Annotated in this window: 16 protein-coding genes; 7 read left to right on the top strand and 9 right to left on the bottom strand. The window is 71.4% G+C overall.

Going from position 1 to position 17,462, the window contains the following annotated elements; translation table 11 throughout:
• Window positions 1-21 precede the first annotated feature (21 nt).
• Together pgm and glgC are read right to left on the bottom strand one after the other, a co-directional pair.
• Window positions 22-1,665, bottom strand: coding sequence for a phosphoglucomutase (alpha-D-glucose-1,6-bisphosphate-dependent) (gene pgm / locus GA0070612_RS27255; RefSeq protein WP_088990518.1), 1,644 nt, complete (start codon window positions 1,663-1,665; stop codon window positions 22-24).
• 31 nt (window positions 1,666-1,696) lie between these two features.
• On the bottom strand, window positions 1,697-2,929 hold the full coding sequence (gene glgC, locus GA0070612_RS27260) for a glucose-1-phosphate adenylyltransferase (RefSeq protein WP_088990519.1): 1,233 nt from the start codon (window positions 2,927-2,929) through the stop codon (window positions 1,697-1,699).
• A gap of 72 nt (window positions 2,930-3,001) precedes the next feature.
• Here glgC and glgA point away from each other — a divergent pair, with 72 nt between their 5' ends.
• Window positions 3,002-4,207, top strand: coding sequence for a glycogen synthase (glgA, locus tag GA0070612_RS27265; protein ID WP_088990520.1), 1,206 nt, complete (start codon window positions 3,002-3,004; stop codon window positions 4,205-4,207).
• A gap of 71 nt (window positions 4,208-4,278) precedes the next feature.
• Here the strand turns inward: glgA and GA0070612_RS27270 are convergent, their stop codons facing one another.
• Window positions 4,279-4,662: a type II toxin-antitoxin system VapC family toxin gene (locus GA0070612_RS27270; RefSeq protein WP_197699249.1), complete on the bottom strand. Its 384-nt coding sequence runs from the start codon at window positions 4,660-4,662 to the stop codon at window positions 4,279-4,281.
• Window positions 4,663-4,792: 130 nt separating this feature from the next.
• On the opposite strand from GA0070612_RS27270, the gene GA0070612_RS27275 reads away from it, so the two are divergent.
• Both GA0070612_RS27275 and glgB read left to right on the top strand, forming a co-directional pair.
• Complete coding sequence (locus GA0070612_RS27275) at window positions 4,793-7,021, top strand: alpha-1,4-glucan--maltose-1-phosphate maltosyltransferase (protein ID WP_088990521.1); 2,229 nt, start codon at window positions 4,793-4,795, stop codon at window positions 7,019-7,021.
• Window positions 7,009-9,111, top strand: coding sequence for a 1,4-alpha-glucan branching protein GlgB (gene glgB / locus GA0070612_RS27280; protein ID WP_088990522.1), 2,103 nt, complete (start codon window positions 7,009-7,011; stop codon window positions 9,109-9,111). The genes GA0070612_RS27275 and glgB overlap by 13 nt, the downstream gene beginning before the upstream one ends.
• 49 nt (window positions 9,112-9,160) lie before the next feature.
• On the opposite strand, the gene GA0070612_RS27285 is transcribed toward glgB, so the two are convergent.
• The 5 genes from GA0070612_RS27285 to GA0070612_RS27305 all read right to left on the bottom strand — a co-directional run bounded on the left by GA0070612_RS27285 (window position 9,161) and on the right by GA0070612_RS27305 (window position 12,174).
• Window positions 9,161-9,505, bottom strand: coding sequence for a hypothetical protein (locus GA0070612_RS27285; protein WP_088990523.1), 345 nt, complete (start codon window positions 9,503-9,505; stop codon window positions 9,161-9,163).
• Window positions 9,506-9,515: 10 nt separating this feature from the next.
• Window positions 9,516-10,037: a hypothetical protein gene (locus GA0070612_RS27290; protein WP_088990524.1), complete on the bottom strand. Its 522-nt coding sequence runs from the start codon at window positions 10,035-10,037 to the stop codon at window positions 9,516-9,518.
• Window positions 10,028-10,615: a DUF6346 domain-containing protein gene (locus GA0070612_RS27295; RefSeq protein WP_088990525.1), complete on the bottom strand. Its 588-nt coding sequence runs from the start codon at window positions 10,613-10,615 to the stop codon at window positions 10,028-10,030. Before GA0070612_RS27295 ends, GA0070612_RS27290 begins: the two co-directional genes overlap by 10 nt.
• Window positions 10,616-10,626: 11 nt before the next feature.
• The gene (locus GA0070612_RS27300; protein ID WP_088990526.1) at window positions 10,627-11,064 is read right to left on the bottom strand and encodes a hypothetical protein; all 438 of its coding nucleotides are present in this window, start codon (window positions 11,062-11,064) and stop codon (window positions 10,627-10,629) included.
• A gap of 114 nt (window positions 11,065-11,178) precedes the next feature.
• Complete coding sequence (locus tag GA0070612_RS27305; protein ID WP_231924356.1) at window positions 11,179-12,174, bottom strand: alpha/beta fold hydrolase; 996 nt, start codon at window positions 12,172-12,174, stop codon at window positions 11,179-11,181.
• Window positions 12,175-12,256: 82 nt separating this feature from the next.
• On the opposite strand from GA0070612_RS27305, the gene GA0070612_RS27310 reads away from it, so the two are divergent.
• Window positions 12,257-12,904: a TetR/AcrR family transcriptional regulator gene (locus tag GA0070612_RS27310; RefSeq protein ID WP_088990527.1), complete on the top strand. Its 648-nt coding sequence runs from the start codon at window positions 12,257-12,259 to the stop codon at window positions 12,902-12,904.
• A gap of 7 nt (window positions 12,905-12,911) precedes the next feature.
• Here GA0070612_RS27310 and GA0070612_RS27315 read toward each other — a convergent pair whose 3' ends face one another.
• The gene (locus GA0070612_RS27315; protein ID WP_088991798.1) at window positions 12,912-13,952 is read right to left on the bottom strand and encodes an App1 family protein; all 1,041 of its coding nucleotides are present in this window, start codon (window positions 13,950-13,952) and stop codon (window positions 12,912-12,914) included.
• A 124-nt stretch (window positions 13,953-14,076) separates the two neighbouring features.
• Between GA0070612_RS27315 and GA0070612_RS27320 the strand changes: the two genes are divergently transcribed.
• From GA0070612_RS27320 to GA0070612_RS27330, 3 genes are all read left to right on the top strand, one after another.
• A complete protein-coding gene (locus GA0070612_RS27320) occupies window positions 14,077-15,729 on the top strand; it encodes a hypothetical protein (protein ID WP_088990528.1) in 1,653 nt (550 codons plus the stop codon).
• A gap of 53 nt (window positions 15,730-15,782) precedes the next feature.
• Entirely contained in the window at window positions 15,783-16,580 is a 798-nt protein-coding gene (gene yaaA, locus GA0070612_RS27325) for a peroxide stress protein YaaA (protein ID WP_088990529.1), read from the top strand.
• 163 nt (window positions 16,581-16,743) lie between these two features.
• Window positions 16,744-17,415: a hypothetical protein gene (locus tag GA0070612_RS27330; RefSeq protein ID WP_231924713.1), complete on the top strand. Its 672-nt coding sequence runs from the start codon at window positions 16,744-16,746 to the stop codon at window positions 17,413-17,415.
• The last annotated feature ends 47 nt before the right edge of the window (window positions 17,416-17,462 follow it).

Consider the following 17,462-nt stretch of genomic DNA (forward strand, 5'->3'; position numbering starts at 1 on the left):
GGGTGGGGGTGGGGGTGGGGGTCAGGTCTGGGTCAGGGCTTGGTCTACCAGGGTTTTGGCTTCTTGCTGGATCTTCTTCAGGTGGTCGGGGCCCTGGAAGGACTCGGCGTAGATCTTGTAGACGTCTTCCGTGCCGGAGGGCCTCGCGGCGAACCAGCCGGACTTCGTGCTGACCTTCAGGCCGCCGATCGGGGCGTCGTTGCCGGGGGCGGTGGTCAGCGTCGCGGTGATCGGCTCACCCGCCAACTCGGTGGCGGTGACCTGCTCCGGGGAGAGCTTGCCGAGCACCGCCTTCTGCTCCCGGGTGGCCGGGGCGTCGATCCGGGCGTACGACGGGGCGCCGAAGCGCTCGGCCAGCTCCGCCCAGTGTTCGCTCGGGCTCCGCCCGGTGGTGGCCAGGATCTCGGAGGCGAGCAGGCAGAGCAGGATGCCGTCCTTGTCGGTGGTCCAGGTGGAACCGTCGCGGCGCAGGAACGACGCCCCGGCGCTCTCCTCACCGCCGAAGCCGACCGCGCCGTCGAGCAGGCCGGGCACGAACCACTTGAAGCCGACCGGCACCTCCAGCAGCGGTCGGCCCAGGTCGGCGGCGACCCGGTCGATCATCGACGAGGAGACCAGCGTCTTGCCCACGGCGGCGGCCGGACCCCATTCGGTACGGGTACGGAACAGGTGGCCGATCGCCACCGCCAGGAAGTGGTTCGGGTTCATCAGGCCGGCGTCCGGGGTGACGATGCCGTGCCGGTCGGCGTCGGCGTCGTTGCCGGTGGAGATCTGGAAGTCGGCGCGGGCGGCGATCAGCGACGCCATCGCGTTCGGCGAGGAGCAGTCCATCCGGATCTTGCCGTCCCCGTCCAGGGTCATGAACCGCCAGGTCGGGTCCACCGTCGGGTTGACCACTGTCAGGTCCAGCCGGTGCCGCTCGGCGATCTCGCCCCAGTACGCCACGCTCGCCCCACCGAGCGGGTCCGCGCCGATCCGCACCCCGGCGTCGCGGATCGCGTCGATGTCGATCGCCGCCGGCAGGTCGTCGACGTAGTGGGCGAGGAAGTCGTACTCCCCGGTGGTGTCCGCGGCCCGGGCCCGCGCCTGGGTGATCCGGCGGACCTCCTTGAGCCCGGCGGCCAGGATCGCGTTGGCCCGGTCCTGGATCCACCGGGTGACGTCGGTGTCGGCCGGACCGCCGTTGGTGGGGTTGTACTTGAAACCGCCGTCGTCGGGCGGGTTGTGCGACGGGGTGATGACGATGCCGTCGGCGAGACCGCTGGTCCGACCCCGGTTGTGCGTGAGGATCGCGTGCGACAACGCCGGCGTGGGGGTGTAGCCGTCACGGCTGTCCACCAGCACGGTGACCCCGTTGGCGGCGAGCACCTCCAGCGCGTCCACCGCGGCGGGCGCGGACAGCGCGTGGGTGTCCCGGGCGAGGAACAGCGGCCCGTCCAGCCCCTGCTCGCGCCGGTAGTCGCACAGCGCCTGGGTGACCGCCAGGATGTGGTCGGAGTTGAACGCGTTGCGCAGGCTGGAGCCGCGGTGCCCGGAGGTGCCGAAGGAGACCTGCTGCGCCGGGTCCGCGGGATCCGGGTGCTCGGCGTAGTAGGCGGTCACCAGGCGCGGCACGTCGACCAGGTCGGCGGGCTCGGCGGGCTGGCCGGCACGGGGGTGGGTCACTGCAGGATCCTCCTCGGTGTGTGCGGGTCGGTCACGGCTCGACCTTCTGGCCCTTGCCGATCACCACGATGCCGTTGTCGGAGACGGTGTAGCGCTGCCGGTCCTTCTCCAGGTCGACGCCGATCTCGACGCCCTCCGGGACGAAGACGTTCTTGTCCAGGATGGCCCGCCGGACCACCGCGTGCCGGCCGATCTCCACACCCTCCATCAGCACCGAGCCCTCGACGTGCGCCCAGGAGTGCACCCGCACCTTCGGCGACACGATCGAGTTCTCCACCAGCGAACCGGAGATCACCACGCCCGGGGAGACCATCGAGCCGACCGCGCGGCCGACCCGCTCACCCCACTGGTGGACGAACTTCGCCGGCGGCCACGGCAGCTGCTCGGTGTAGATCGGCCAGTCGAAGTTGTACATGTTGAAGACGGGGTGCACGTTGATCAGATCCATGTGCGCGTCGTAGAACGAGTCGAGCGTCCCCACGTCACGCCAGTAGCCGCGATCCCGGTCGGTGCTGCCCGGCACCTCGTTGTCGCGGAAGTCGTAGACGTTCGCCTCGCCCCGCTCGACGAGCATCGGGATGATGCTGCCGCCCATGTCGTGCTTGCTGGTCTTGTCCTCCGCGTCGCGCTCGACCGCCTCGCAGAGCGCGCGGGTGGTGAAGACGTAGTTGCCCATCGAGGCGTAGATCTCGTCCGGCGCGTCGGGCAGACCGACCGCGTCGGTCGGCTTCTCGCGGAACGCCCGGATGCGCTTGCCGTCCTCGCCGACCTCGATGACGCCGAACTGGTCGGCCATCGACAGCGGCTGGCGGATGCCGGCAACGGTGACCGCGGCGCCGGAGGCGATGTGGTCCTCCACCATCTGCCGGGGGTCCATCCGGTAGATGTGGTCGGCGCCGAAGACGATCACGTAGTCGGGCTGCTCGTCGTTGATGAGGTTGAAGCTCTGGTAGATGGCGTCGGCCGAGCCGGCGAACCACCACGGGCCGCGACGCTGCTGCGCGGGCACCGGGGTGACGTAGTTGCCGAGCAGCGTGGACATCCGCCAGGTCTTGGTGATGTGCCGGTCGAGGGAGTGGGACTTGTACTGGGTCAGCACGACGATCTTGAGATAGCCGGCGTTGGCCAGGTTGGAGAGGACGAAATCGACCATGCGGTACATCCCGCCGAACGGGACGGCCGGCTTGGCCCGGTCCGTGGTGAGTGGCATCAGGCGCTTGCCCTCACCACCCGCCAGGACGATCGCGAGAACCTTGGCAGCCATGCCCCGACGCTATCCACCCGCGTCGCACTTCACCACTCGTACGGGGACTCTTCTGCACTAGGGTGCGGGGTCATGACGGAACCCACCCCGCTGCGCGTCGATCTGCTCACCCGCGAGTACCCGCCGGAGGTCTACGGCGGCGCGGGCGTGCACGTCGAGTACCTGGCCCGGGAGTTGCGCCGCCTCAGCGACGTCCGCGTGCACTGCTTCGGCCGGCCGCGCACCGAGCCGGGCGTCACCGCGTACCCCGAACCGCCCGGCCTGACCGGCGCGAACGCCGCGCTGCGCACGATGGGCGTGGATCTGGAGATGGCCGCCGGCACGGCCGGCACCGACGTGGTGCACAGCCACACGTGGTACGCGAACCTGGCCGGACACACCGCGAAACTGCTGCACGGGGTGCCGCACGTGGTGACCGCGCACAGCCTGGAGCCGCTGCGGCCGTGGAAGGCCGAGCAACTCGGCGGCGGTTACGCGCTCTCGTCCTGGATCGAGCGGACCGCGATGGAGGCCGCCGACGCGGTGATCGCCGTGAGTGGGGGGATGCGCACCGACGTGTTGACCGCCTACCCGCAGATCGACCCGTCGAAGGTCCGGGTCGTCTACAACGGCATCGACACCGTGCAGTACGCCCCGGACCACGACACCGACGTGCTCGACCGGCTCGGCATCGACCCGTCCCGCCCCAGCGTGGTCTATGTGGGAAGGATCACCCGGCAGAAGGGGCTGCCGTACCTGCTGCGGGCCGCCCGGGAGTTGCCGGCGGACACGCAGCTCGTGCTGCTCGCCGGCGCGCCGGACACGGCAGAGATCGCCGCCGAGGTGGAGGGGCTGGTCGCCGAGTTGCGGGCCAACCGCTCCGGCGTGGTCTGGGTGGCCGAGATGCTGCCCAAGCCCGAGGTGATCCAGGTGCTCACCCACGCGACGGTCTTCGTCTGCCCGTCGGTCTACGAGCCGATGGGCATCGTCAACCTGGAGGCGATGGCCTGCGAAACGGCAGTGGTGGCCACCGCCACCGGTGGCATCCCCGAGGTCGTGGCCGGCGACGAGACGGGCCTGCTGGTCCCCATCGAGCAGGCCACCGACGGCTCCGGGACGCCGCTGAAGCCGGAGACGTTCGTGGCCGATCTGGCGGCGGCGATCAACACGCTGCTGGCCGACCCGGCGCGCACGGAACGGTTCGGCCTGGCCGGTCGCCGGCGCGCGGTGGAGCACTTCTCCTGGGACGCCATCGCCGGGCAGACCCTGGAGGTCTACCGGTCCGTCGGCGCGGCCTGAGGCACCGCTCGGATCCTGCACCGTCAGCTTCACGTCGAGGCTCACCGCTGTCTCACCCCAAGCCCGCCGACCTAGATCAACTCGGATTTCAGGAAATCGTCGTATCCGGGTCGCGCGGACACCGCGGATCCCTGCAACCCGAGTGAGTCTTGACAGCCGCCGGCCAGCTTCCGGTACCGCGCATAAGCCTTGCCGGCGAGGAAGCCCGCGAGGTATGGAAGCTCCTCGCGAAGGAAGTCCCCCGCCGGCAGCGCCTCGTCCAACTCTTCGATGCGGTCGAACCGGACCGACACCTCGGCGTACACGATGGGGTTGATCACCAGGTTGCCCGCGTCGCGGGCTTCGGCGAGGGCGGCCCCGGACCACTCCGCCCACTTGGGGTCGTCGGTGAAGATGTCCAGCAGCACATTGGCGTCGACCAGGGTCGTCGTCGCGTCGGATGGACGCGACGGCACTGCGCGGAGCCGATCACTCGCCACGCAGCAACTCCATCAGCTCTTCGGTGGACATGTGCTCGGTCTCCTTGGCGCTCCCCCGACCGTGCTTGGCCGCGCGCGAACGGATCTCGCGCAGTAGGTTGGCGGGGTGACTGGACGGTTCCCGATCGAAGACGTCTCCCCCGTCGTCTCGTGCGGGCGGTACCCGGCCAAGGCGGTGGTCGACGAACCGGTTCCGGTGTCGGCGCGCGCCTACCGGGAGGGGCACGACGCGCTGGGCTGCACCGTGGTGTGGTCCGGCCCCGACGGCACCACCCGGCCGTTCACCCGGATGCGCCCCGGTGAACCCGGCCAGGACCGCTGGCACGCCATCATCACGCCGGACGCCGTCGGCGAGTGGACGTTCTCCGTCGAGGCGTTCGGAGACCCGTACCTCACCTGGCAGAACGCGGTGACCAAGAAGATCGCCGCCGGGCAGGGGCCGGAGGACCTGGCCAACGACCTGGCCGAGGGCGCGCGGGTGCTCGCCGCCGCCCGGGACCTCGTCCCGGCCGCCGACCGACAGCGGGTCGCCGACGCGCTCACCGCGCTCGTCGAGACCGACCTGCCGCTGGCGCAGCGGGTCGACCCGGCGCTCGCCCTGGCCGACCTGCTCTGGCAGCACCCGGTGCGGGAGTTGGTGACCGCCGGCGAGACGTACTCGATCTGGGTTGACCGCAAGCGGGCGCTCTTCTCCGCCTGGTACGAGTTCTTCCCCCGCTCGGAGGGGGCCGTGGGCGGCCGGTCCGGCACGTTCGCGACCGCCACCGACCGGCTGCCGGGGGTGGCCGCGATGGGCTTCGACGTGCTCTACCTGCCGCCGATCCACCCGATCGGCCGGGTCAACCGCAAGGGCCGCAACAACGCGCTCACCGCCGGGCCGACCGACGTGGGCTCGCCGTGGGCGATCGGCGCCGCCGAGGGCGGCCACGACACCATCCACCCCGACCTGGGTACGCCGGCAGACTTCCGGGCCTTCGTCCAGGCGGCCGCGGCGCAGGGCCTGGAGGTGGCGATGGATCTGGCGTTGCAGTGCGCGCCCGACCATCCCTGGGTGACCGAGCACCCGGAGTGGTTCACCACCCGGGCCGACGGCAGCATCGCGTACGCGGAGAACCCGCCGAAGAAGTACCAGGACATCTACCCGGTCAACTTCGACAACGACCCGGAGGGCATCCGGGCCGAGGTGCTGCGGGTGGTGCTGCACTGGGTCGGCGAGGGCATCCGGATCTTCCGGGTGGACAACCCGCACACCAAGCCGTTCGACTTCTGGCACTGGCTGATCGCCGAGGTCAAGGCTGTCGATCCGGACGTGCTGTTCCTCGCCGAGGCGTTCACCCGCCCGGCGATCATGCACGGTCTCGGCAAGATCGGCTTCACGCAGTCGTACACCTATTTCACCTGGCGCACGACGGCCGCGCAGATGCGGGAGTACTGCGAGGAGCTGGTCGAGTCGGCCGACTACATGCGGCCGAACTTCTGGCCGAACACGCCGGACATCCTGCACGAGTCGTTGCAGCACGGCGGCCCGCCGATGTTCAAGATCCGGGCGGTGCTGGCCGCGCTGCTCTCCCCCTCCTGGGGCATGTACGCCGGTTTCGAGCTGTTCGAGCACGTGGCCCGCCCGGGTGCCGAGGAGTACCTGGACAACGAGAAGTACGAGCTGCGACCCCGGGACTGGGCCGCCGCCGAGGCGCAGGGCCGCTCGCTGGCCCCGTTCCTGACCACCCTCAACCGGGTACGCCGGGACAACCCGGCGCTGCACCAGCTGCGCAACCTGCGGTTCCACGAGATCGACAACCCGGCGTTGCTGTGTTGGTCGAAGCACGACCCGGAGACCGGCAACACCGTCATCGTGGTCTGCTCGTTCGACTCGCGTGAGGTGCAGTGGGGCAACACGACGCTGGACATGCCGGCGCTGGGCTTCGACTGGCACGAGCGGTTCACGGTGCACGACGAGTTGACCGGCACCAGCTACGACTGGGGTCAACGCAACGCGGTGCGGCTCGACCCGTACCTGCAACCGGCGCACGTGTTGACAGTGCGCCGCCCGACCCCGCCGGCCGCGCCGGAACCGGCGGGCGCCGAACCGGCGGACCTCACCGTCGCCGACGTGCCCGACGACCTCTCCGGTGGCACCGCACCGACGACCCCGGCCCCCGCGCCGGCGACTCCGGCGATCCCGGCCCCCGTGCCGGCGACTCCGGCGATCCCGGCCCCCGCGCCGGCGACTCCGGCGACCGTGGCGTCCCGCAAGGCGGCCCGCTCGGCTGCCGCACGCCCGTCCCGCTCCGCGCCGACCCCTCCCGCACCGAAGGACGCCCGATGGACCAGCTGATCTCCGGCGCGACACACGACCCGCACGCGGTGCTCGGCGCGCACCCGGCCGACTCCTCGACGACGATCCGCACGCTGCGCCGGGGGGCCGGCGACGTGGTGCTGCTCGTCGGCGACGAGCGGTACCCGATGAAGCGGGTGCACGACGTGGGCGTCTTCGAGGCCACCGTCGACGGCACGGTGCTCGACTACCGGGTGGAGGTCGACGGCGCCGCGCACGACGACCCGTACCGCTACCCGCCGACCCTCGGCGAGCTGGACCTGCACCTGATCGGCGAGGGCCGGCACGAGCGGCTGTGGGACGCGCTGGGCGCCCGGGTCTTCGACGAGGGCGTGGCGTTCAGCGTGTGGGCGCCCAACGCCCGCGGTGTCCGGGTGATCGGTGACTTCACCGGCTGGGCGCCCGACGACGGCTGGCCGATGCGGTCGCTCGGCTCCACCGGCGTGTGGGAACTGTTCGTGCCCAACGCCCGCGTCGGCGCCCGCTACAAGTACCGGATCCTCGGCGCCGACGGGCAGTGGCGGGACAAGGCCGACCCGCTGGCCGCGTACGCGGAGGTGCCGCCGGCCACCGCCTCGGTGGTGCACCACTCGACGTACCGGTGGAACGACGCGGACTGGCTGGCCCGACGGGCCGAGCGGCAGCCGCACCAGGAGCCGATGAGCGTCTACGAGGTGCACCTCGGCTCGTGGCGCCCCGGACTGAGCTACCGCGAGCTGGCCGAACAGCTCACCGAGTACGTCACCGGGCTGGGCTTCACGCACGTCGAGTTCCTGCCGGTGATGGAGCACCCGTTCGGCGGCTCCTGGGGTTACCAGGTCACCGGTTACTTCGCACCGACGTCCCGCTTCGGCGACCCGGACGACTTCCGCTACCTGGTCGACCGGCTGCACGCCGCCGGCATCGGCGTGATCCTCGACTGGGTGCCCGCGCACTTTCCCAAGGACGAGTGGGCCCTGGCCCGCTTCGACGGCACCCCGCTCTACGAACACCCCGACCCGCGCCGTGGCGAACACCCCGACTGGGGTACGTACGTCTTCGACTTCGGCCGCAGCGAGGTGCGCAACTTCCTGGTCGCCAACGCGCTCTACTGGTGCGACCAGTTCCACGTCGACGGGCTGCGGGTGGACGCCGTCGCCTCGATGCTCTACCTGGACTACTCCCGCAACCACGGCGAGTGGGCGCCCAACCAGTACGGCGGACGGGAGAACCTGGAGGCCATCGCGCTCATGCAGGAGGTGAACGCGACGGTCTACAAGCACCACGCCGGGGTCGTCATGATCGCCGAGGAGTCCACGGCCTGGCCGGGCGTCACCCGCCCCACCGCCGACGGCGGGCTGGGCTTCGGGTTCAAGTGGAACATGGGCTGGATGCACGACACCCTGCTCTACACCTCGAAGGACCCGATCTACCGCCAGCACCACCACCACCAGCTCACCTTCTCCCTGGCGTACGCCTGGAGCGAGAACTACGTGCTGCCGATCAGCCACGACGAGGTCGTGCACGGCAAGGGCTCCCTGGCCGGCAAGATGCCCGGCGACGCCTGGCAGCGGCTGGCTAACGTGCGCGCGCTGTTGGCGTACATGTGGGCGCACCCGGGCAAGCAGTTGCTCTTCATGGGCTCCGAGCTGGCCGACGACCGGGAGTGGAGCGAGGAGCGCGGCCTCGACTGGTACCTGCTCCACGACCCGGCCCGCGCCGGTGTGCAGCGGCTCGTCGGCGACCTCAACCGGGTCTACCGGGACACCCCGGCGCTCTGGGCGCAGGACACCGACCCGGCCGGGTTCCGGTGGATCGCCGGCGACGACGTCGCCAACAACACCGTGTCGTTCGTCCGGATCGCCCCGGACGGTTCGACGCTGGTCTGCGTGGCGAACTTCTCCGCCCAGCCCCTGCACGACTACCGGATCGGCCTGCCCGCCGGCGGGACCTGGCAGGAGGTGCTCAACACCGACGCGCAGCACTACGGCGGGTCGGGGGTGGGCAACCTGGGCGAGGTGCGGGCCGAGGACGTGCCGTGGCACGGGATGGTCGCCTCGGCGGCTCTCCAGGTGCCGCCGCTGGGTGCTGTCTGGCTGCGCCGGGGCTGACCCGTGCCACCGACACCGGCCGTGGGTTCGCTGCGGCCGGGGCCGCACGTCACTTCCGGCGGGCGCCCGGATTCAACGGCAGGGTCACCAGATCCACCAGGAACATGTGGCTGAAGCGCATCTGCCGCTGCACCGGCCCTTTCCCGAGCGGGCTCACCGAGAAGTGGGCAGCTTGGATCGCCATCGTCGCGATCGCCGTCAACACGGAAACAACGAGGACCGCGACAAGGGGGGCGACGATGCCCACCGAAACACGCTGGCTGATCAGGTGATGGGCCTTGAGGACCTGAGTCGACGCGACGACGGCGATCGACACGAAGATCACCCGCCACGACAGCACGAGCAGTCGATAGGACATGCGGCCCCTGGTCGCGGCCACCTGCTCGTCGGACATCTACTTCTCCTCAACAAGCACGGACCAACGACGGTACGAGTAGCGCGAAGACCGACCAACCGCCCACCAGGAACAGGAGGTGCCGTTTCCAGGCAACTGCTCGCTCCAGGTGGTCCTCGGCGGCTGTCCGGGCATTCGCGTAGCTCTCGATCTTCTCGACCGCCCGATGGGCTCCGGGATACCCCACCAGCCGGCCTATAAGGGAGGGCTGGAACGCGTAGCAGTGCACATCGTCCGCGTCTCGAACCCGCACGACGAGACCGTGCTCGGCGTCCACCTGCTGCACGCGACTCCACGGGATCACTGTCGACAGTCCCGGGTTGACCACCAGGAGGGCGGCCGGGGTCACCTTCACGTAGGAGAACATGGTGGCGAGCGTGGTGAGGTGACAGATGCCGACGAAGAACGCGGCGACCAGCATCAACTGACCCCAACCGTTGGCCGGGTTCCTGCTGAACATCACCATCATGAAGCCGAACAGGGCCCACAGCATCAGACCGCCGAACCAGACGCCCCAACTCCTCATCGCCATCGACGGCTCCTGCCACGGCGGTTGACCCAGGCGTAGTACCTCGGGACGCCCACCACGGTCCGAAGCAGATAGACCCCCATCAAAATGAGCAGCAACACCACCAGTCCGGTCCGCACCATTCCCAGCGCTGCCAGAGCGAGAGCCCAGATGCGCCACGCCGGACGGCCGTACCGGCAGTCGGTGTTGCCCTTGCCGTGACAGACCTCGCGGAACTCGACCGGCTCGCCCCGGTCGTCGGGGGTGACCGTCGAGTGCCCGACGACGGTCCGCACCTCGCGACCGTCGTCGGTCCGTACCGTCACGGCGCAGTGCCACCAGAAACCGAACCCGTCGCCGCTCACCGGACCGACCCGGCGGCAGTCCTCGACCGTCGCCTCCGCCGGGCGTTGCGCGGGAGTCGACGTCACCACTCCGGTGCCCGGGTAGAAGCTCGCCACCGTGTCGAGCACCAGTGTCGCGCCGACGATCCCGACGGCGAAGGCGACCACGGCAGCGAACTGCCTCAGACGTCCCCAGAAGGGTCCACGCCGCTCGTACGCGGCGATCTGCTTACCCTGGAGGCGCGCGGTCTCGTCCACGTCGCCGTCGTTCAGGGGGACCCACCGCCGTCGCCCGCCTCGGCGGGCCCTGGCCCGGAGCCGCTGATCCGCATCGCCTCCCTGATCCGCCGTACCGTCTCGTCCCGGTAGGGAACGGCGTCACGCGCCTGCCAGAGGAAGCCCACGCCGGTGGGGAGGACGGTGCAGAAGGAGACGGTGTCGCCGTACCGGGAACTGATCGTCAGGCGCGCCCCGGATGCCGGTTCTGCGGCCGTCACGTCGGACAGGCTCATCGACTTGGCACGGACCCAATCCTCTACGGGGTTGCGGATCCTCCAGATCCGAACAGGTGCGAAGAGCAGGCGCCGGTTGGTGATGATGAGCAGGGCCCCGGCGGCGCTCAACGGCGTCGCACCGAAGGGGAAGTATCCGCGCTGGGAGAACAGGATTCGTTCGTCCGACGCCAACCGTGGCTGCACAAACCTCATTGCCCCCGCCTTCCGTCTCCCGCTCCGGCGGGTCGGATGGGACCGTAGCGCAGCGCGGCAACCCCAGGCCGCCCGGCGCGGGCAGGGGCGCTTGCGCCCACGAGCATTCGCGGGTCAGGTGACGAACGCGGAGATGTCGGCGGCGATCTCGTTCGGGTATTCGCCGTTGAGGGCGTGCGACGCGTCCGGGTAGGTCTTCACGGTGCCGTGGGTCAGGGACCGCTCCGCCAGCTTCGCGGCCTCGCCGGCGTCGTGCAGGCGGGACTTCCCCGCCATCAGGACGAGCACCGGGACGTCGACCGCCGCGAGTTGGTCCTCGGAGGGTCGGGCCGGGGCGGACAGCTTCACCACGTACGCCTGCATGCCGGCCTCGATCATCCGGGCGACCGGCACGTCCTCCACCGGAGCGCCGTTCGCCGTCCAACTGGTGAAGCTGTCCCGCCAGGATCGCGGCGCCCAGCGGACGCTCACCGGGATGGACCGCAGCACCACCTCCGCTGACAGACCAGCGAAGACCAGGACCGGATCGAGCAGTACGACACTGCCGACCTTCTGTGGTCGGTGCACTGCGAGGTTCATCGCCGTCCACCCGCCGAACGACACGCCGACCAGATGGATTGTCGGCTCGGGCAGCGCCAGCAGGACCTCGTGCAACCACTGCGCGTGCGCGGCCGTGTTCTTGATGGGGCGCTGCTGGATGCTCATGCCCGGCTCACCGAGCAGGTCGACGGTGTAGACGTTGCGCGACCGCAGCAGCGACGGCAGGTTGTCCGCCCAGACCGGTGACGCCGACGCCCGGCCGGGCAGAAGCAGCAGGGGCGCCGCGGCCGGGTCGGTGCCGCCGCTGAAGTGGTAGAGCCGCACGACGCCGTATCCGGTCCGGACGTCGAGGGTGCGGTCGGGCTCCGGCAGGTCCGCCATCGCCTCCCGGTACGCACCGACGAAACGATCATGGGACTCCGTCGACGTGAAGTAGCCGATGGGTGCGGGGTCGCGCAGCGCGTACGCGATCGCCACCGTGATCACCGCGAGCGCCGCGGCGGCCCGGAGAAGGCCGCGCCGATGCGCCCGCAGAGAGTCGCCCACCTGCCGCACGCGCTTCATCACCATGAGGTCAGATTACTAACCGCTTGGTAGAAAATACAACCGCTCGGTCAGGGAGGGCTGGGCGAAGGGCCGGTACGGTAAGCGGGTGCACCCGAACGACGCCACGTCAGCGCAGGTCCGCGCCGCCAAGCCACTCACGATCACCGAGCAGGCGCGACGCGCGCAACTGATCGGCGTGACCATCGATCTGGTTGCCCGACATGGTTACCCGGGCACGTCACTCGCCCGGATCGCGGAGGCGGCCGGCATCTCCAAGGCCGCCGTCCTCTACCACTTCCCGTCCAAGGACGCGGTCGTGCAGACCGCCTACGCCTCGGTCCTGGAGTCCCTCACCGCGTACGTCGGCGCCGAAGTCGGGGCACGATCCGGAGCGCCCGCCGTGGAGGCCTACGTCCGGTCCCTGGTGGCGTACCTGCGGAACCACCCGGACCACACCCGGATGATCGTGGAGGCGTTGAGTGGGGAGACCGGCATCAGTGACACGCCGAACGCGCGCAGTCGGCGGGAGGCGGTCGCCGGTCTGATCGAGGCGGCGCGGGCGGCCGGCGACTACCGGCAGAGCATCGACCCGCAGACCACCGCCGTCATCGTGAACGGAGCCATCGACGCGATCGTCTCCGAGCGCCTGGCCGACCCCGACTTCGACAGCCGCCACGCCGCCGAGGAACTGGTCACCATGCTGCGCCGGTCCCTCGGCACCGCAACGGAGGACGCCGGCAAGCCGTCGTCCTGATCGGCCGTCAGACCAGGCCGGCGTCGCGCAGCAGTTGCCAGAGGCCGGCGCCGTCCGGGGCGGAGAGCCACTTCTGCCCCACCGGCCCCGACGACGGACGTCCGGCCGGGGCGGGCAGGGTGCCGGCCAGCACCGACTGCGTCGGGGAGAGGCGGCGGATCGCCACCCCGGCGACGTTCTCCGGGTGGGCGGCGGCAAACTCCCGGTAGATCTCCTGGTCGTGCTGGCCGTCGTCGCCGACGAGCAACCAACGCACGTCGGGGAACTCCTTGGCCAGCCGGGCCAGGGTGGACCGCTTGTGTTCCATGCCGCTGCGGAACCAGCGATCGGCGGTCGGGCCCCAGTCGGTGAGCAGCAGCGGCCCGGCCGGGTAGAGGTGCCGGGACAGGAAGCGGGTCAGGGTGGGGGCCACGTTCCACGCGCCGGTGGAAAGGTAGAAGACCGGCGCGCCCGGGTGCGCGGTGACCAGCCGCTCGTAGAGCACCGCCATGCCGGGCACGGCGGCTCGGGCGTGTTCGTCGAGCACGAACGTGTTCCAGGCGGCGAGCAGCGGCCGGGGCAGCGCGGTGACCATCACCGTGTCGTCGATGTCGGAGAGGATGCCGAACGTGACGTCCGGGTCCAGGATGCGCACCGGCGCGTCGACGGGCTCGGCGTCCGGGACGCTGAGGCGGACGGTGCCCCAGCCGGGCGGCAGGTCGGCCTCGACGAGTGTGTCGACGAAGCCGCTGCGGTCCGCCTGGGTCTCGTGCCGCACCCCGCCAGCCTCGATGGTCACCGTGACGTGCTTGTTGGGCAGCGTGGTGAAGCTGCGCCAGCCGCGGACCTTCTCCAGCCGACCCCGTTGGCGGGTGTCCGGACGCCCCAGCAGCACCCGGCACATCACCCGCACCCAGCCCGGAGCGCCGTAGCCGGTGTACGCGACGATGTTGACCCGCCAGCCGGTGCGCCGCAGGCGACGCTGCACGAGCTGGTGAACGGCGTCCTCGATCCGCGCAGCCCGGTGCAGGGTCGGAACGGCCAGCTGGCCGGCGGGAGTGGGTGGCACGCGCCAACCCTGCCACACGGCGGTGGCCACGGCCACGCGAGTGGCCTCCGACTGCCCCGATCCACCTCGGCGGCCCGACGGAACGTGAAACACTCCGGTCGGGACGACGACGGGGGCGTTGGTCGTGTCGCAACCAGAGCAGCACCGTGGGCGATGGCGTCCGCGACTCGACCGGCCGGCGCTCGTCGCGCTGCTGTTCGGGGTGGCCGGTGTGGTCTACCGGCTGGTCCTGACAGTGTTCACGGTGCCGGTGTCGAACAGCGACGAGGCCACGTTCGGCCTTGCCGCGCTGCACATCGGGCAGGGCCGGGAACGCCCGGTCTTCCTCTACGGCCAGCACTACATGGGGATGGTGGAGTCGTACCTGGCGGCGCCCCTGGTGGCGGTGGCCGGGCCGAGCTGGCCGGTGCTGCGGTTGCCGATGCTCGCGCTGTACGCGCTGTTCCTCTACCTGATCCACCGGTTGACCCGCCGGATCTGCACACCCTGGTTCGCCACCTTCGTCGTGGGCCTGCTCGTGCTCGGAGGCGAGCGGGTGGTGCGCGACCAGCTCACCGTGGTCGGCGGTCGACCCGAGGTGAAGCCCGCGGTGCTGGCGATGCTGCTGATCACGGTGGGGTTGGCCGCCGGCACGATCCACCGCCGACGACTCGCCGTCACCGCGTTCGGTCTGCTCGTCGGGCTGGCCCTCTGGTCGGACTGGCTGATCCTGCCGTACCTGGCGGTGGCCGGGCTGGCCCTGGTCTGGGCGGTGCGACGGGAACTGCTCGGCTGGTCCGGTCTGCTGCTGGTGGCCGGGGCCGCCGTCGGCGTGGCCCCGATGATCGTCGACAACCTGCGGGCCGGGCCCGGTGACGACTCGCTGTCGGTGTTCCGGGAGATCAGCACCAAGGCCGGGCCGCTGCCGCCGTGGTCCGACCGGATCCGGGGCGGCCTGCTGGAGGGGGTGCCGCTGGCGCACGGGCTCTGCCCGGTGGACGGCTGCGGTCGGTGGCAACAGTGGTTCGGGGTGCTGTATCCGGTGCTGCTGCTGGCCGGCGCGGTGTTCGCCGCGCTCGCGTACCGCCGGGCGGCCCGGCCACGCGGGGAGCAGGCCGGTCGGGCGGCTGCGGGCCTGCGCGGGGCGCGGGTCGGGCCGGTCGTGCAGCTCGCGCTCGTCGTCGGCGCCGCGTTGACACTGCTGTCGTACGTGCGCAGCCCGCTCGCCGCGACCAGCCCGCTGGACAACGCCCGGTACCTGTCGGTGCTGCAACTGTCGCTGCCGGCGGCGCTCTGGCCACTCTGGGTGGTGGCGGTCGCCTGTTGGCGGGGCACTGTCGGCGCGCTCGGACGGCTCGCCGGGGCGCTGTCCACCGCCGTGCTGGCCGCCCTGACCGCGACGACGCTGGTGATCACGGTGCTCTTCGCGGCAACGGGCACCGCGCCGTCGCGCACCGAGGAACGCCAGGCCCGGGAGTTGGCCGCCGCGCTGCGGGCCGACGGCCCCCACCAGGTGTACGGGGACTACTGGACCTGCAACCGGTTGATCTTCAACACGAACGAGACGGTGGTCTGCGGGGTGCTCGACGGCGACCTGTCCCCCGGGCAGAACCGCTACCTGCCGTACTGGCGGCAGGTCGGTCGGGCCGAACGGCCGGGTTACGTGACGGAGGTCGACTCGCCGATGGACCGGAGGCTGCGCCGACTGCTCGCCGACCGGGCCGATGCCGCATTGGTGCGCGAGGTCGGTGGGTATCGCGTGTACCACCCCGACACCCCGGTGCGCCCCTGGCGGTAGGGGCGGGTCGTACGCTGGCCGGGCCGCCGCCGTTGCACCGCCCGAGGAGACCCATGCTCATCCTGCTGCCGCCCTCCGAGGGGAAGGCCGACGCCGGCACCGGACGACGCTGGTCCCCGGACCGGATGTCGCTGCCCGAGCTGAACCCCGCCCGGGAGCGGGTGCTGGACGCGCTGGTGACGCTCTGCGCCGGGCCGGACGCGGACACCGCGCGGGCGGCGCTCGGGCTCAGCGAGGGTCAGCTCGGCGAGCTGCGCCGCAACGCCCGACTGCGGGAGGCCGCCACCGCGCCTGCCGAGCGGCTCTACACCGGGGTGCTCTACGAGGCGTTGGACCTGGCCTCACTGCCCGCCACGGCGCAGCGGGCGGCCCGCCGGTCGATCATGATCAGCTCCGGGTTGTGGGGCGTGGTCCGGCTGGCCGACCGGATCCCTCCGTACCGCTGCCCGATCGGCGCCCCCCTGCCGGACGTGGGGGCGTTGTCGGCGTACTGGCGCACCGAGCTGGCGCCGGTGTTGGACGCCGCCGCCGGCAACGGCCCGGTGCTGGATCTGCGCTCCGGCGCGTACGCGGCCACCTGGACGCCGCGCGGGAAGCTGGCCGAGCGGACCGTCACCGTCCGGGTGCTGCACGAGCGGGAGGTCGACGGCGTGCCGGTCCGCTCGGTGGTCAGCCACTTCAACAAGGCGACCAAGGGGCGTCTGGTGCGTGACCTCCTCGTCGCCGGCGCTCGGCCGCGCACCGCCACCGATCTGGTCGCCGCGTTGCGGGACCTGAAACACACGGTCGTGGAGCAGACCCCCGCGCCCGGGCGGGCACGGCAGGTGGATCTGGTGGTCACCGACCTCTGACGGGTCGCCAGCCGCAAGATTTGCTCAAGGCTGGGCCGGAGCAGTTCCGTAACGGGGGCGCAGGGGCCACGGTAGGGACACCCAGACTCCGACGAGGGAGCCTCCGTTGACCTCCGAACCCGCAGTGCTCGACCGGCCCCGCCCTCCGGCGGTGCCGTCTCCGATGGACTGGCTGACCCTGGGCGACGCGTTCGAGGCCGCCTGCCTGCTGCGCTGCACGCCGCCCCCGGCCACCGCCCGGTCGAGCACGGCACTCCCGGCGTACGCGTCGGGGGTGGAGTTCAACCGGGAGGACGCGGCGCAACGGATGCGGCAACTGCTCGCCCGGTTGGACATCCCGGTCACCCACGAGGTCATCGTCGGAGGTCTGCGCCGCCGCTACGAGCTGCATCGGCTGTGGGTGCCCCAGGAACACCGGAGTGCGTACACCCGGGTGGTGGACGCGGGTTGGTGGCAGGGGCGCCGTGAGCTGCTCGGCGGGCCGCTGCCCGGGGCCTCGCCGGCACGCCGGCGGTTGGCGACCCGGCTCTCGGCGGCGGCCTGGCGCTCGGCGCTGCTGGCCGCCGGGCGGCACGTCCGCCGGCACATCCTCGGCGTACGGCTCACCGACCGGGAGCTGGCCGCGGTGCTGATCCGGAGCGCGGCGGTCCTGGACGTGCCGGCCCGGCTCCGCCCCGGCACCGGTTGTTTCCTGGTCAGCGTGGACGACGGCCCGGACCGGGCGCGGATCCTGAGCAGCGCGGCCCTGGAGCCGGCGCGGACAGCGACGGCACCCGTCACGCCCCCGACGAACCGAGCCGTGGCCGCGGCGACGGCAGGGCGTCCGCCCTACTGATCCCACCCCGGGCACCGGCGGAGGGCTTGCGCGCACGGGCCCGACGG

Origin of the sequence: Micromonospora chokoriensis (assembly GCF_900091505.1) — a bacterium.
GTDB classification, from domain to species: Bacteria; Actinomycetota; Actinomycetes; order Mycobacteriales; family Micromonosporaceae; genus Micromonospora; species Micromonospora chokoriensis.